13 protein-coding genes are annotated in these 13,112 nt (G+C 63.2%); 7 read left to right on the plus strand and 6 right to left on the minus strand.

Translation table 11 applies throughout. The annotated features are described in order from the left end of the window. Positions 1–9 precede the first annotated feature (9 nt). The 3 genes from dsbA to PPA02S_RS01660 all read right to left on the minus strand — a co-directional run bounded on the left by dsbA (position 10) and on the right by PPA02S_RS01660 (position 1,745). Positions 10–642, minus strand: a complete 633-nt coding sequence (dsbA, locus tag PPA02S_RS01650) for a thiol:disulfide interchange protein DsbA (protein ID WP_028633119.1) — start codon at positions 640–642, stop codon at positions 10–12. A 151-nt stretch (positions 643–793) separates the two neighbouring features. Beyond that, the gene (locus PPA02S_RS01655) at positions 794–1,411 is read right to left on the minus strand and encodes a c-type cytochrome (protein WP_028633120.1); all 618 of its coding nucleotides are present in this window, start codon (positions 1,409–1,411) and stop codon (positions 794–796) included. Positions 1,412–1,442: 31 nt separating this feature from the next. Further along, the gene (locus PPA02S_RS01660) at positions 1,443–1,745 is read right to left on the minus strand and encodes a c-type cytochrome (protein ID WP_028633121.1); all 303 of its coding nucleotides are present in this window, start codon (positions 1,743–1,745) and stop codon (positions 1,443–1,445) included. Between the two features lie 201 nt (positions 1,746–1,946). Here PPA02S_RS01660 and yihA point away from each other — a divergent pair, with 201 nt between their 5' ends. Continuing rightward, positions 1,947–2,579, plus strand: coding sequence for a ribosome biogenesis GTP-binding protein YihA/YsxC (yihA, locus tag PPA02S_RS01665; protein WP_028633122.1), 633 nt, complete (start codon positions 1,947–1,949; stop codon positions 2,577–2,579). A 299-nt stretch (positions 2,580–2,878) separates the two neighbouring features. Here the strand turns inward: yihA and polA are convergent, their stop codons facing one another. Beyond that, a complete protein-coding gene (gene polA / locus PPA02S_RS01670) occupies positions 2,879–5,626 on the minus strand; it encodes a DNA polymerase I (RefSeq protein ID WP_028633123.1) in 2,748 nt (915 codons plus the stop codon). 75 nt (positions 5,627–5,701) lie between these two features. Between polA and PPA02S_RS01675 the strand changes: the two genes are divergently transcribed. Together PPA02S_RS01675 and PPA02S_RS01680 are read left to right on the plus strand one after the other, a co-directional pair. Then, a complete protein-coding gene (locus PPA02S_RS01675) occupies positions 5,702–5,989 on the plus strand; it encodes a DUF2782 domain-containing protein (protein ID WP_028633124.1) in 288 nt (95 codons plus the stop codon). A 69-nt stretch (positions 5,990–6,058) separates the two neighbouring features. After that, complete coding sequence (locus tag PPA02S_RS01680; protein WP_028633125.1) at positions 6,059–7,009, plus strand: homoserine kinase; 951 nt, start codon at positions 6,059–6,061, stop codon at positions 7,007–7,009. A 54-nt stretch (positions 7,010–7,063) separates the two neighbouring features. Here the strand turns inward: PPA02S_RS01680 and PPA02S_RS01685 are convergent, their stop codons facing one another. Then, positions 7,064–7,969: a zinc ABC transporter substrate-binding protein gene (locus PPA02S_RS01685; RefSeq protein WP_028633126.1), complete on the minus strand. Its 906-nt coding sequence runs from the start codon at positions 7,967–7,969 to the stop codon at positions 7,064–7,066. Between the two features lie 66 nt (positions 7,970–8,035). Here PPA02S_RS01685 and zur point away from each other — a divergent pair, with 66 nt between their 5' ends. From zur to PPA02S_RS01705, 4 genes are all read left to right on the plus strand, one after another. Further along, positions 8,036–8,521 (plus strand): zinc uptake transcriptional repressor Zur, encoded by a 486-nt coding sequence (gene zur / locus PPA02S_RS01690; protein WP_028633127.1) that lies wholly within the window; start codon positions 8,036–8,038, stop codon positions 8,519–8,521. After that, a complete protein-coding gene (gene znuC, locus PPA02S_RS01695; RefSeq protein ID WP_028633128.1) occupies positions 8,518–9,291 on the plus strand; it encodes a zinc ABC transporter ATP-binding protein ZnuC in 774 nt (257 codons plus the stop codon). Before zur ends, znuC begins: the two co-directional genes overlap by 4 nt. After that, positions 9,284–10,066, plus strand: coding sequence for a zinc ABC transporter permease subunit ZnuB (znuB, locus tag PPA02S_RS01700; RefSeq protein WP_028633129.1), 783 nt, complete (start codon positions 9,284–9,286; stop codon positions 10,064–10,066). The genes znuC and znuB overlap by 8 nt, the downstream gene beginning before the upstream one ends. Positions 10,067–10,192: 126 nt before the next feature. Next, on the plus strand, positions 10,193–10,900 hold the full coding sequence (locus PPA02S_RS01705) for a PA5502 family lipoprotein (RefSeq protein WP_028633130.1): 708 nt from the start codon (positions 10,193–10,195) through the stop codon (positions 10,898–10,900). Between the two features lie 57 nt (positions 10,901–10,957). Here the strand turns inward: PPA02S_RS01705 and katE are convergent, their stop codons facing one another. Continuing rightward, complete coding sequence (gene katE / locus PPA02S_RS01710; protein WP_028633131.1) at positions 10,958–13,093, minus strand: catalase HPII; 2,136 nt, start codon at positions 13,091–13,093, stop codon at positions 10,958–10,960. Positions 13,094–13,112 lie beyond the last annotated feature (19 nt).

Below are 13,112 nucleotides of genomic sequence, written 5' to 3' on the forward strand. Positions count from 1 at the left end.
TAGCGCCGCCTACTTGGCGGCGCGCTCCTTGTCGATCAGCTGGTCGGCAACGTTCAGTACGGCCTCGGCGCCGCCGGCGGTACCCAGGTCGAAGCGATACTTGCCGTTGACGATCATGCTCGGTACGCCAGTGATTTCGTACTTCTTCGCCAGCTCTTTGGCCTGGTTGACCTGGCCTTTGATGGCGAACGAGTTGAAGGTGGCCAGGAACTTGTCCTTGTCCACGCCTTGGGTCGCCAGGAAGTCCGCCATGTCCTGTGGATCGGTCAGGCGCTTGCGCTGGTTCTGGATAGCATCGAAGACCGCAGCATGCACTTTATGCTCGACACCCATGGCTTCGAGGGTGAGGAACATCTGGCCATGGGCATCCCACGGGCCGCCGAACATGGCGGGGATACGCTTGAAGTTGACATCCTTGGGCAATTTTTCCACCCAAGGGTTGATCACCGGCTCGAAGCTATAGCAGTGCGGGCAGCCATACCAGAACAGCTCGACCACTTCGATCTTGCCAGGGAAGGAAACCGGAACAGGGTTGCTCAGCACCAAATATTCCTTTCCGGCAACAGGCTCTGCGGCCTGGACGGCAGTCATACCGAATACGCTGGCAGCGACCAGCGCAGCGCTGAGAATCAGTTTACGCATGCTTTACTCCTGAGCAGTCATGGGTCGCCGCGACGCGACCTGCACTGAGACAGGCCGGGAAGGGCTCAAGTTCTGTAGTGTAACGGCTGCGGGCGAAAAAAAGGGCGGCCGCACCGCCCTTTCATCATTGGCTGGCCACATTAACCGAATGTTAATGCAGGCCCTGGATATAGCTGGCCAGGGCTTCGATGTCATGGTTGCTCAGCTTGCCGGCGATGGTGCGCATGGTCATGGCATCGCCGTCGTTGGTGCGGTTGCCTTCGCGGAAGTCGGTGAGCTGCTTGCTCACGTACTGCGCGTGCTGGCCGCTCAGGTGCGGGAAGCCGGCAAGCGCAATACCGGCGCCGTTGGGGGAGTGGCAGCCGGTGCAGGCAGGCATGCCTTTGTCGAGGTCACCGCCATTGAACAGTGCGCGGCCACGTTCGACCAGCGCCGGGTCAGCAGCCCCCACGCTGCCTTTCTGGCTGGCGAAGTACGCGGCGATATCGGCCAGGTCCTGGTCGCTGAAAGCGGCCAGCATGCCGGTCATCTCCAGCACGGTACGCTTGCCGGACTTGATATCGTGCAGTTGTTTTTCGAGGTAGCGCTGGCCTTGGCCAGCCAGTTTCGGGAAGTTCGGTGCCAGGCTATTGCCGTCGGGGTTGTGGCAGGCGCCACAGACGGCGGTCTTGGCCTGGCCCGCGGCAGCATCGCCCATGACAGGTTGTGCAGCAGTGGCCGCACCTGCGACACCCAGGGTCAACAGCAGACTCACGACTAGTTTGTTCATCAGCTAATCCAACACGGCTAAGGGTGAAATGTTATGTATCGGGACTGCCACTCATCCAAAGGATGACCAAACGGTAGTCCTCGGCACTGCAGTCCATGCACAATCCACGCGGCGGCATAGCCTTGAAACCCTGGGTCACGTGCCTTACCAGTACCTCGATGCCCTGCGCCAGCCTTGGCTCCCACGCTACCCGGTCGCCCTGCCTGGGCGCCTGTGGCAACTGCCCGGCGTGACAGGCCGCACACGTGCGGTTGTACAACACCTCGGGATCCTGTGTAGCCTGTGCGCTGAAAACCGGCAGAAACATACCGACAGCAAGCAGCCATTTCGCCATGCGGAACGACCTTCAGGGTTGGGGGCCGCGCTGCGTTCTGTTGCGCGAGCTATTGATCGACACCCCATGCCCGTTCCCCTACGTTGGGAGAATGAGCACACAAAAACTGGGGCATTATATACTTCCGCCGTCCAAACGGAAACGACACCGCTTGCCAGGCTCAGGCCAATCGAGCCCGGCAACACCCACATCGGATATCCCATGCAAGTCAAGAACCCCATCCTCGGCCTGTGCCAGAAAGCCCAATTCGCCCTCAGCGCCGCCAAGGTCGAACAATGCCCCGACGACCAGGGTTACGAGGTGGCTTTCGCCGGCCGGTCCAATGCCGGCAAATCCAGCGCCCTCAACACCCTGACCCACGCCAGCCTGGCACGCACCTCGAAAACCCCGGGCCGCACTCAGTTGCTGAACTTTTTCAGTCTGGACGATGAACGGCGTTTGGTCGACTTGCCGGGCTATGGCTATGCCAAGGTGCCGATCCCGCTCAAGCAGCACTGGCAGAAGCACCTGGAGGCCTACTTGGGCAGCCGTGAGTGCCTGCGCGGCATCATCCTGATGATGGACGTGCGCCACCCCATGACCGACTTCGACAAGATGATGCTCGACTGGTCCAAGGCCAGCAGGATGCCCATGCACATCCTGCTGACCAAGGCCGACAAGCTGACCCACGGCGCGGCCAAGAACACCCTGCTGAAAGTGCAGTCGGAAATCAGAAAAGGCTGGGGCGATGGCGTGACCATCCAGCTGTTCTCGGCGCCCAAGCGCCTGGGCGTAGAAGACGCCTACCGCGTGCTGGCCGGCTGGATGGAGCTGGAAGACAAGCCTGCGGTGTAACGCTTTGCCAAATCGCAGGCAAAAAAAACCCCGGACTTCGTATGGGGAGGGGGAAGTTCGGGGTCCAAGTCCGGACCGCTAGGGCGGGGTCCAGGTATCTGCCAACACTTAACACAACATAGGAGCATCGAAAGGCTTCACCAGCCATTCAGGACCTCTGAGTCGCAATTCACCCTTTAAGTTCCTGACCGCTGCTTCAATTTGTGCGCTGTTTCATGAAACGCCATCGGCCACCGAGGTGGCCGGCATCCAGACATGCGGCGATAAGTCGCAGAGGCTCGTGAGTTTTAACCGCTCGATCAATGCGCTTCGTCCCAGTTCGCGCCCACACCCGCTTCAACCAGAAGGGGTACGTCGAGTTTCGCGGCGTTGCTCATGTGCAGGCGAATTTCATCTTTGACCTGTTCAACCAGGTCCTCGCGCACCTCCAGCACCAGTTCGTCGTGGACCTGCAGGATCACCCGTGCGTCCAGCCCGCTCTCGCTCAGCCAGTTGTCCACGTTGACCATCGCGCGCTTGATGATGTCTGCGGCGGTGCCCTGCATGGGGGCGTTGATCGCCGTCCGCTCGGCGCCTTTGCGCAGGGCGGGGTTCTTGGCGTTGATGTCCGGCAGGTACAGGCGGCGGCCAAACAGGGTTTCGACGAAGCCCTGCTCCGCCGCCTGGGCGCGGGTGCGCTCCATGTAGGCCAGCACGCCAGGGTAGCGGGTGAAATAGCGGTCGATGTAGTCCTGGGACTGCTTGCGGTCCACGCCGATCTGCTTGGCCAGGCCAAACGCGCTCATGCCGTAGATCAGGCCGAAGTTGATCGCCTTGGCGCTACGGCGCTGGTCGTTGGTCACCTGTTCGAGCGCCACGCCAAACACCTCTGCCGCCGTGGCCCGGTGCACGTCCAGGTCATTCTGGAAGGCATGCAGCAGGCCCTCATCCTTGGCCAGGTGGGCCATGATGCGCAGCTCGATCTGCGAATAGTCGGCAGCCAGCAGCTTGTAGCCGGGGCTGGCGATGAACGCCTGGCGGATGCGCCGGCCCTCGGCAGTACGAATGGGGATGTTCTGCAGGTTCGGGTCGCTGGACGACAAACGGCCGGTGGCCGCCACCGCCTGCTGGTAGGAGGTGTGAATGCGCCCGGTGCGCGGGTTGATCTGCCCCGGCAGCTTGTCGGTGTAGGTGCTCTTGAGCTTGCTCAGGCTGCGGTACTGCATCAGCACCTCAGGCAAGGGGTAGCCTTGCATCGCCAGGTCGTCGAGCACCGCCTCGGCGGTGGACGGCTGGCCCTTGGCGGTTTTGCTCAACACCGGCATGCCCAGCTTGTCGTACAGAATCGCCCCCAGCTGTTTGGGCGAGCCGAGGTTGAACTGCTCACCGGCCAGCTCGAAGGCGCGTTGCTCCAGCTCGGCCATCTTCACGCCCAGCTCACCGCTTTGTACCTGCAACAAGGCCGCGTCCACCAGGGCGCCCTGGCGCTCGATCTTGGCCAGCACCGGTACCAGCGGCATTTCGATGTCCATCAACACCGGTTGTACACCGGGGGTTTGCGCCAGCCGTGCCTGCAAGGCCTGGTGCAGGCGCAGGGTGATATCGGCATCCTCGGCCGCATAGGGGCCCGCCTTGTCCAGGTGGATCTGGTTGAAGGTGAGCTGCTTGGCGCCCTTGCCGGCGATGTCCTCGAAGGCAATGGTGGTGTGGCCCAGGTACTTCTGCGCCAGGCTGTCCATGTCGTGCCGGGTAGCGGTGGAATTGAACACGTACGACTCAAGCATGGTGTCGTAGGCAACACCCTGCATGTGGATGGCGGGCGAGCCGTTGGCGAGGATGTTGATATCGTATTTGGCGTTCTGCCCTACCTTGGCCTTGGTTGGGTCTTCCAGGAGGGGTTTCAGTGCCAGCAGCACGGCCTCGCGATCCAGCTGGGCGGGCGCCCCCTCGTAGTCGTGCATAAAGGGCACATAAGCGGCTTCGTGGGGTTCCACGGCAAACGAGATGCCCACCAGCTGCGCCCGCTGGGCATCCACGCTGGTGGTTTCGGTGTCGAACGCGACCAGTGGCGCGTTGCGCAGTTTTTCCAGCCAGGCATCGAAGCGGGCCTGATCGAGGATGGTTTCGTACTTTGCCTCGACGACCGCCGCCGGCGCTTGGACTGGGGCTACTTCATCACCTGCGCGGGCGGCATCGCGCTGCACATCGGCTACCCAGCTCTTGAATTCCATCTCGGTGTACAGCGCCAGCAGCGCCTCGCGGTCCGGCTCGCCGCACACCAGGGCGTCCACTTCGATGTCCAGCGGCACGTCGATCTTGATGGTGGCCAGTTCATACGACAGGAACGCCGCGTCGCGGTGTTCCTCAAGCTTGGCGGGCAGGCTCTTGGCGCCACGGATGGCCAGGGTGGGTACCTTGTCCAGGTTGGCGTACAGCTCGCTGAGCCCGCCACCGATACCGGTCAGCAGGCCGGCGGCGGTCTTTTCACCTACGCCCGGTACGCCTGGAATGTTGTCGACCTTGTCGCCCATCAGGGCCAGGAAGTCGATGATGTGCTCGGGCCCGACGCCAAACTTCTCATGCACGCCAGCTACGTCCAGCACACTACCGGTCATGGTGTTGACCAGGGTAATGTGCCCGTCCACCAGCTGCGCCATGTCCTTGTCGCCCGTGGAGATGATGACCGGCCGGCCAAGCGCGGCACTGCTGCGGGCCAGGGTACCGATGACGTCGTCAGCCTCCACCCCCTCGACGCACAACAGGGGGTAGCCCAAGGCCTTGACGCTGGCGTGCAAGGGCTCGATCTGCACCCGCAGGTCGTCAGGCATGCTCGGGCGGTTGGCCTTGTAATCGGCATACAAGGTGTCGCGGAAGGTGCCGCCCTTGGCGTCGAACACCACGGCAAAGAGGCTGTCGGGGTACTGCCTGCGCAAGCTCTTGAGCATGTTCAGCACACCCTTCACCGCGCCAGTCGGCATGCCCTTGGACGTGGTCAGGGGCGGCAGCGCATGAAAGGCACGGTACAGGTAGGAGGAACCGTCCACCAGGACGAGGGGCGCTTGGCTCATGTGCAGAATCAACCTTTTCGACGGGTCCGGCGCTAGAATAGCCAGAATCATTGACGACAAAGGGACTAGGTTATCATGCGTACACTCAATCGCCTGTTACTGCTCGGCCTGTTGGCAACCACGCCTGTCGTAGCCCTGGCGGCGGACGACGCGCCCTCGGCCGATCCCGAGGTGACCATTCGCACGGAAGGCGACAAGACCATCCAGGAATATCGCCAGAACGGCTTCCTGTATGCGATCAAGATCACACCGAAACATGGCAAGCCTTACTTTCTGGTACGCGCCGATGGCTCCGATGGCAATTTCATTCGTTCCGACCAACCGGACATGCTGATTCCGGGCTGGAAGATCTTCGAGTGGTAATCTGACGCGCACCGTTCACATCAACCCGGCACTTCCCGGCGGAAGTGCCTGCATGGGCAATCTTTCATCATGTCAGTCTTCACCCCCGTGACCCGGCCTGAGCTGGAAACCTTTCTGGCGCCCTACCAGCTGGGCCGCCTGCTCGACTTCCAGGGCATCGCCGCCGGTACCGAGAACAGCAACTTCTTCGTCAGCCTCGAACAGGGGGAGTTCGTGCTGACGCTGATCGAGCGTGGGCCCAGCGAAGACATGCCGTTCTTCATCGAGCTGCTCGACACCCTGCACGCCGCGGACATGCCCGTGCCCTATGCCGTGCGTGACCGTGACGGCAACGGCCTGCGTGAGCTGTGCGGCAAGCCGGCACTGCTGCAGCCAAGGTTGTCGGGCAAGCACATCAAGGCGCCCAACGCCCAGCACTGCGCCCAGGTCGGTGAATTGCTGGCACACATTCACCTGGCTACCCGCGAGCGCATCATCGAACGCCGCACCGACCGCGGGCTGGACTGGATGCAGGCCGCCGGGGCCGAGCTGCTACCGCGCCTCACCGCGGAGCAAGCTGCGCTGCTGAGGCCGGCACTGGCCGAGATGGCTTTGCACAAGGCACAGATTTTGGCATTGCCCCGGGCCAACCTGCACGCCGACCTGTTCCGCGACAACGTGATGTTCGAGGGCACCCACCTGACGGGTGTGATCGATTTCTACAATGCCTGCTCGGGGCCGATGCTTTACGACCTGGCCATTACGGTGAACGATTGGTGCCTGAACGAGCAGGGCGGCGTCGATGCACCACGCGCCCAGGCACTGCTGGCGGCCTATGCTGCGCTGCGACCGTTTACGGCAGCCGAGGCCGAGCTGTGGCCAGAGATGCTGCGGGTAGGCTGCGTGCGGTTCTGGTTGTCGCGGCTGATTGCCGCTGAATCGTTCGCCGGCATGGACGTGATGATCCATGACCCGCGTGAGTTCGAGGTGCGCCTGGCGCAGCGTCAGCAGGTGAGCCTGCACTTGCCGTTCGCGCTGTAAACACGCGGTCGCGCGCGCCTGCGCCCCTCCGGCGCATGGCGCGTTATGGCACGGTTACAACTGCTCCAGGCACCCGGCCAGGTCATTGCCCAGCTTCTCCAGCAGGCGCTCATACCCTTTACCATCTACCGGGTCTGTACCGCCCAGCGCGTCCAGCTCGGCCAAGCGCACCGGCAACCCTGCGGTCAGGGTCTCGGCCAGGCGTGGGCGCAGGGGCGGTTCGCTGAAGACACAGGTTTTGCCCACCTCCTGCAACCGCGTGCGCATGGCCGCCACATGCTGCGCACCGGGCTGTACCTCCGAAGCCACGCTGAACACGCCTGTGTGCTTCAGGCCGTACTCCGCCTCGAAGTAATCGAACGCCTCGTGGAAAACAAAGTACGGTTTGCCTGCTACGCCCGCCACCCGGGCCTTGATCCGGCCATCCAGGGCATCCAGGCGCCCATCAAAGGCCTTCAGGTTGCTCTGGTAACGGGCAGCATTGGCAGGGTCTACCTGGGCAAGGTCAGCGGCCATCTTCGCGGCAATCACCCGTGCGTTGACCGACGATAACCACAAATGCGCATCCAGGCTGCCTGGGCGGTGATCATGGTCATGATCGTCCTGGGCCGCGTCATGGGAGTGGCTGTCCTCGCCAAAGTGGCGCAACTTCATGTTCGCCAGCGACTGCACCGCCACTGTGGGTTTGCTGCGGCTGCCCAGCACCCGGGGCAAGAAGCCCTCCATGTCCGGGCCGATCCAGTACAGCAGGTCGGCATCACCCACACGCCGCACATCCGAAGGGCGCAGCGCGTAATGGTGCGGCGAGGCGCCGGGCGGCAACAGCACCTCAGGGCTGCCAACCCCGTCCTGAACGGCTGCGGCAATCTGCTGCAGGGGCTTGATACTGGTCAGCACACGCACGTCGGCGTGGGCTGAAAATGCGATGAAAGCGACAAACAGGGCCAGGAATCGGGACACGGTAGGTACTCGAATCGTCTAAAACAGGTAACATAATAACGTCTCTGTCCAGAACCGTCGCTGCCCATGTCCATCACGCCGCTGGCCAACCGCCCCCATGATCATTCCCATTGCGTACACAGCGCCCTGGCCGAAGCCGACGCGCTGTGCGCGCGCCAGGGTCTGCGCCTGACCGCACTGCGCCGCCGCGTGCTGGAGCTGGTATGGCAAAGCCATAAGCCGCTGGGTGCCTACGACATCCTGGCGGTGCTCAGCGAACAGGACGGGCGCCGGGCGGCGCCCCCCACCGTGTACCGTGCACTGGATTTCCTGCTGGAAAACGGCCTGGTGCACCGCATCGCCTCACTCAACGCCTTCATGGGCTGCAGCCACCCGGAACACGCTCACCAAAGCCAGTTCCTGATCTGCCGCGTCTGCCATGTGGCCATCGAGCTGGAGCAGGACAGCATCAGCGACGCCATCATCGGCAGCGCCAGGCACGTCGGCTTTACCGTCGAGAACCAGACCGTGGAAGTGGTGGGCCTGTGCAGCAATTGCCGGAGCGCAGCATGACCGACGCGCTCATCCGCCTGGAGCAGGTCGGCGTCACCTTCGGCGGGGAGAACGTGCTGGACAGCATCGACCTGTCGGTGGCACCCGGCCAGATCGTGACCCTGATCGGCCCCAATGGCGCAGGCAAGACCACCCTGGTACGCGCCGTGCTGGGGCTGCTCAAGCCACACCGCGGTTCAGTATGGCGCCGGCCCAAGCTGCGCATCGGCTACATGCCGCAAAAAATCCAGGTGGATGCCACGCTGCCGCTCTCCGTGCTGCGCTTTCTGCGCCTGGTGCCGGGTGTTGACCGGGCAGCCGCCTTGGCAGCGTTGCACGAAGTGGGTGCCCAGCACGTGATCGACAGCCCGATCCAGACCGTGTCCGGTGGCGAGATGCAGCGCGTGCTGCTGGCCCGTGCCCTGCTGCGCGAGCCACAGCTGCTGGTGCTGGACGAGCCGGTACAGGGCGTGGACGTGGTCGGCCAGACCGAGTTGTACAACCTCATCACCCGGCTGCGCGATCGCCTCGGCTGCGGTGTGCTGATGGTGTCCCACGACCTGCACCTGGTGATGAGCGCCACCGACCAGGTGGTGTGCCTGAACCGCCATGTCTGCTGTTCGGGCCACCCGGAACAGGTCAGCGGCGACCCGGCGTTCGTCGAACTGTTCGGCCAGACCGCGCCAAGCCTTGCCATCTACCACCACCATCACGACCACAGCCATGACTTGCACGGCTCCGTGGTCGCCCCTGGCAACCCTGTTCATGGAGCGCACTGCAAGCATGGCTGATTTTCTTCTCTACGCCCTGCTTGCCGGCTTGTCCCTGGCACTGGTGGCCGGGCCGCTGGGCTCGTTCGTGGTCTGGCGGCGCATGGCCTATTTCGGGGACACCCTGTCACACGCAGCGCTGCTCGGCGTGGCCATGGGCTTTGCCCTGGATGTAAGCCCGGCGCTGGCAGTGACCGTGGGCTGCCTGCTGTTGGCCATTGTGCTGGTCACCTTGCAGCAGCGTCAGCCACTGGCCTCCGACACCTTGCTGGGCATTCTCGCACCCAGCACGCTGTCGTTGGGGCTGGTGGTGCTGAGCTTCATGCATGACGTGCGCATCGACCTGATGGGTTATCTGTTCGGCGACCTGCTGGCCATCAGCCCCACCGACCTGGCCTGGATCCTGGGCGGCAGCGCCCTGGTGCTGGTGCTGCTCGCGGTGCTGTGGCGGCCATTGCTGGCCGTGACTGTGCATGAAGAGCTGGCCATGGTCGAAGGCCTGCCCGTCGCCGGCCTGCGCATGGCGCTGATGCTGCTGATTGCCGTGGTCATCGCCGTGGCCATGAAGATCGTCGGGGTGCTGCTGATCACCTCATTGCTCATCATTCCGGCAGCTGCGGCGCAGCGTCACGCCCGCTCCCCCGAGCAGATGGCGCTAGGGGCCAGCCTGCTGGGCGTCACCGCGGTTTGCGGCGGCCTGGCGCTGTCCTGGTTCAAGGATACCCCTGCCGGCCCCTCCATCGTGGTGTGCGCTGCAATGCTATTCTTGCTGAGCCTGGCACTGCCAAAACGGTGAAAAACCGGCGTGCCGGGGCTGCCTCTGCAACCTTGGGCGAAGTGAAGGGTCTGTAAGACCTGTTTTCGAGCGTGCGCACCTGGGTGTAGACTTGCTCGCTTTTTGCGCAAATAGAGAGTCGCAGGAATGAAGCCGTTTGCCTCCCGTTGTCTGCTTGTTGCCGCGTTTTCCCTGTTTCTGGCCGCCTGTTCCCATGCCCCAGTAGAACAGGCCACCGCACCTGCCCAAGCCGATGCCTGGCAGCAGTTGCAACAAAATATTGCCAGCAATGAGCTGGCCACCGCCGAAGACCAGTTGGCCGCGCTGCAAGCGCAGGCGCCAGGTGACGCGCGTATCGAGCAATTCCAGCGCCAGCTGGCCGAAGCCTATCTGCAACGCAGCCAGATCGTGCTGCAGAAAGGTGACGTGAATGCCGCTGCCACGGCACTGGCCAGGGCCCGCGCATTGATGCCCCAGGCACCTGCCGTGATCGGTGGGGACCCGTTGACGCAAGCGCGTAAAGCCGAGTTGGCCAAGGCCGAGGCTGCGCTGCAGGCGGCCGAAGCCAAGCCCAAGGCACGGCTGATCGACCCGACAGCGCCCAGCACGGTCGTTGCGTTGAAAACCACGGATATTGGCGCTATGCGTCACCAGCTGGACGATATCGCCCAGGACGTCGTCAACTACCGATGCGAAGTGGTGTTCCAGGTGCCCCGCAGCGCTGATGCACCGTGGCTCAAGCACCTGCTTGAAAAGCGTGTGCACAAGTTGGACAGCGGGTACAACCTGAAGCTCAAGCATGAGATCCAGCGTGCATTGCCGGCGCAGGTGGTTCTGGTTCCACACCAGCAATAACGCTGTAGGCCCCGCCAGCAGGCCGGCGAGAAAGGTCGCCGGCCACGGGCTGGGCGGTCAGGCTGGCACAGCCTCGGCTGCCGCTTCACGCTCCCAGACACGGTGCCCTTCTACCGCCTTGACGAACGCGTCCACGGTTTTCTGGTCATCGCCTGTCAGCAGCCCCTTGTCCTCTTTGAGGCCAAGCGTTGCCAGCAGCTCCTTGGTCAGCACCATGGCCTTCAGGTGCTTGTAACCTTCAAGCAGGAAGTGCTTGGCCACGCCGCTGCCAGCCAGCGCATCACCAGAGGCTTTGCCCGCCGGCACGATAATGCCGTCGAACATCACCGACGGCATGCCCTCCATCGACGCATCCACCGGCAACTGCTTGCCGTCTGCGGCTTTCACCGGCGCCGAAGTCGGCCCCAGCAGCATTGGGCGGGCACTCTGGGCTTCCAGTGCCTTGACCAGCTTGTCGACACTGCCCGCATCTACGCCATTGGCCACCAGAATGGCAATCTTGCGCCCCTTGATGCCCACCTTGCCCGGCAGGTTCATCTGGCTAAGCGTAGGCGACGTCGCCTGCTTGCTGCCCTTGACCTGGACCGTGCCGGCCTTGGGGGCGGGCAGGCCGAGGTTCTCGGCAACTGCTGCCGCCAATTTCAGGTCGATGTTGGCCAGGATCTCATTCACCTGACGTGCGCGAATGGCCTCACGCTCGACCTTGCCCAGTTCAAAGCTGTAAGCCTTGATGATGTGCTGCTGCTCGGTCGGGCTCATGCTCTGGAAGAACAGACGCGCCTGGGAGAAGTGATCGCTAAACGAGTCGCTGCGCTGGCGAATCTTGTGCGCATCGATGCGTTCCTGGTAGCTCTCGAAGCCACCGTCACGGGCGCCCGGCGGGGTTTCCTTCGGCCAGCCCCCATCGATGGAATTAGGCTCGTAGGAGGCCTGGCCCTTGTGCACGATGTGCTGGTGAATGGCATCGCGCTGGTTGTTGTGGAACGGCGCAACCGGGCGGTTGATCGGGATCTGGTGGAAGTTCGGCCCACCCAGGCGGCTGAGCTGGGTATCGGTGTAGGAGAACAGGCGCCCCTGCAGTAGCGGGTCATTGGTGAAGTCGATGCCCGGCACAATGTGGCCTGGGCAGAATGCAACCTGCTCGACCTCGGCAAAGAAGTTGTCCGGGTTGCGGTTCAGCACCATCTTGCCCAGCGGTGTGACGGGCACCAACTCTTCGGGGATGAGCTTGGTCGGGTCCAGCAGGTCGAAGTCGAACTTGTGCTCATCGGCCTCCGGCACGATCTGCACGCCCAGCTCCCACTCAGGGTAGTGCCCGGTTTCGATGGCTTCGCGCAGGTCGCGGCGGTGGTAGTCGGTATCCTTGCCCGCCAGCTTCTGTGCCTCGTCCCACAGCACCGAATGCACGCCCTCGCTTGGCTTCCAGTGGAACTTCACGAAGCTGGCCACGCCCTCGGCGTTGACCAGGCGGAAGGTGTGCACGCCGAAGCCTTCCATCATGCGCAGGCTGCGCGGGATGGCCCGGTCGGACATGGCCCAGATGACCATGTGCGCCGATTCTGGCACCAGCGACACGAAGTCCCAGAAGGTATCGTGGGCCGAGCCGCCGGTCGGCATTTCGTTGTGCGGCTCGGGCTTAACCGCATGCACGAAATCAGGGAACTTGATGGCGTCCTGGATGAAGAACACCGGCATGTTGTTACCCACCAGGTCGAAATTGCCTTCGTCGGTGTAGAACTTCACGGCAAAACCGCGCACGTCGCGGACCGTGTCGCCCGAGCCGCGTGGGCCCTGCACGGTAGAGAAGCGCACGAACACCGGGGTGATCTTTTCAGGGTCCTGCAGGAAACCCGCCTTGGTCAGTTCGGCATGGCAGCCATAGCTCTGGAAATAGCCATGGGCGCCCGTGCCGCGGGCATGAACGATACGCTCAGGGATGCGTTCGTGGTCAAAGTGGGTGATCTTCTCGCGCATGATGAAGTCTTCAAGCAGCGAGGGCCCACGGGGGCCAGCCTTGAGCGTGTTCTGGTTATCGGAGATGCGCACACCCTGGTTGGTGCGCAGCGCCTGCCCAGTGGCGTCACTGCGGTCGGCCTCCAGGCTCTGCAGCTTGGCGTTGGTGTTGGCCTTGTCTGGGCTCTGGTTGCCCGCAGCCTCGCTGTGCTTGGGGGCGTCCGTCTTCTTGCTGGGCATGTTCGGCTCTCCTCATCAG

The organism is Pseudomonas parafulva NBRC 16636 = DSM 17004, from assembly GCF_000730645.1.
GTDB classification, from domain to species: Bacteria; Pseudomonadota; Gammaproteobacteria; order Pseudomonadales; family Pseudomonadaceae; genus Aquipseudomonas; species Aquipseudomonas parafulva.

Coding starts and splice junctions, on each gene's coding strand:
- dsbA (WP_028633119.1), bottom strand. CDS start 642: ATGCGTAAACTGATTCTCAGCGCTGCGCTGGTCGCTGCCAGCGTATTC.
- PPA02S_RS01655 (WP_028633120.1), bottom strand. CDS start 1,411: ATGAACAAACTAGTCGTGAGTCTGCTGTTGACCCTGGGTGTCGCAGGT.
- PPA02S_RS01660 (WP_028633121.1), bottom strand. CDS start 1,745: ATGGCGAAATGGCTGCTTGCTGTCGGTATGTTTCTGCCGGTTTTCAGC.
- yihA (WP_028633122.1), top strand. CDS start 1,947: ATGCAAGTCAAGAACCCCATCCTCGGCCTGTGCCAGAAAGCCCAATTC.
- polA (WP_028633123.1), bottom strand. CDS start 5,626: ATGAGCCAAGCGCCCCTCGTCCTGGTGGACGGTTCCTCCTACCTGTAC.
- PPA02S_RS01675 (WP_028633124.1), top strand. CDS start 5,702: ATGCGTACACTCAATCGCCTGTTACTGCTCGGCCTGTTGGCAACCACG.
- PPA02S_RS01680 (WP_028633125.1), top strand. CDS start 6,059: ATGTCAGTCTTCACCCCCGTGACCCGGCCTGAGCTGGAAACCTTTCTG.
- zur (WP_028633127.1), top strand. CDS start 8,036: ATGTCCATCACGCCGCTGGCCAACCGCCCCCATGATCATTCCCATTGC.
- znuC (WP_028633128.1), top strand. CDS start 8,518: ATGACCGACGCGCTCATCCGCCTGGAGCAGGTCGGCGTCACCTTCGGC.
- znuB (WP_028633129.1), top strand. CDS start 9,284: ATGGCTGATTTTCTTCTCTACGCCCTGCTTGCCGGCTTGTCCCTGGCA.
- PPA02S_RS01705 (WP_028633130.1), top strand. CDS start 10,193: ATGAAGCCGTTTGCCTCCCGTTGTCTGCTTGTTGCCGCGTTTTCCCTG.
- katE (WP_028633131.1), bottom strand. CDS start 13,093: ATGCCCAGCAAGAAGACGGACGCCCCCAAGCACAGCGAGGCTGCGGGC.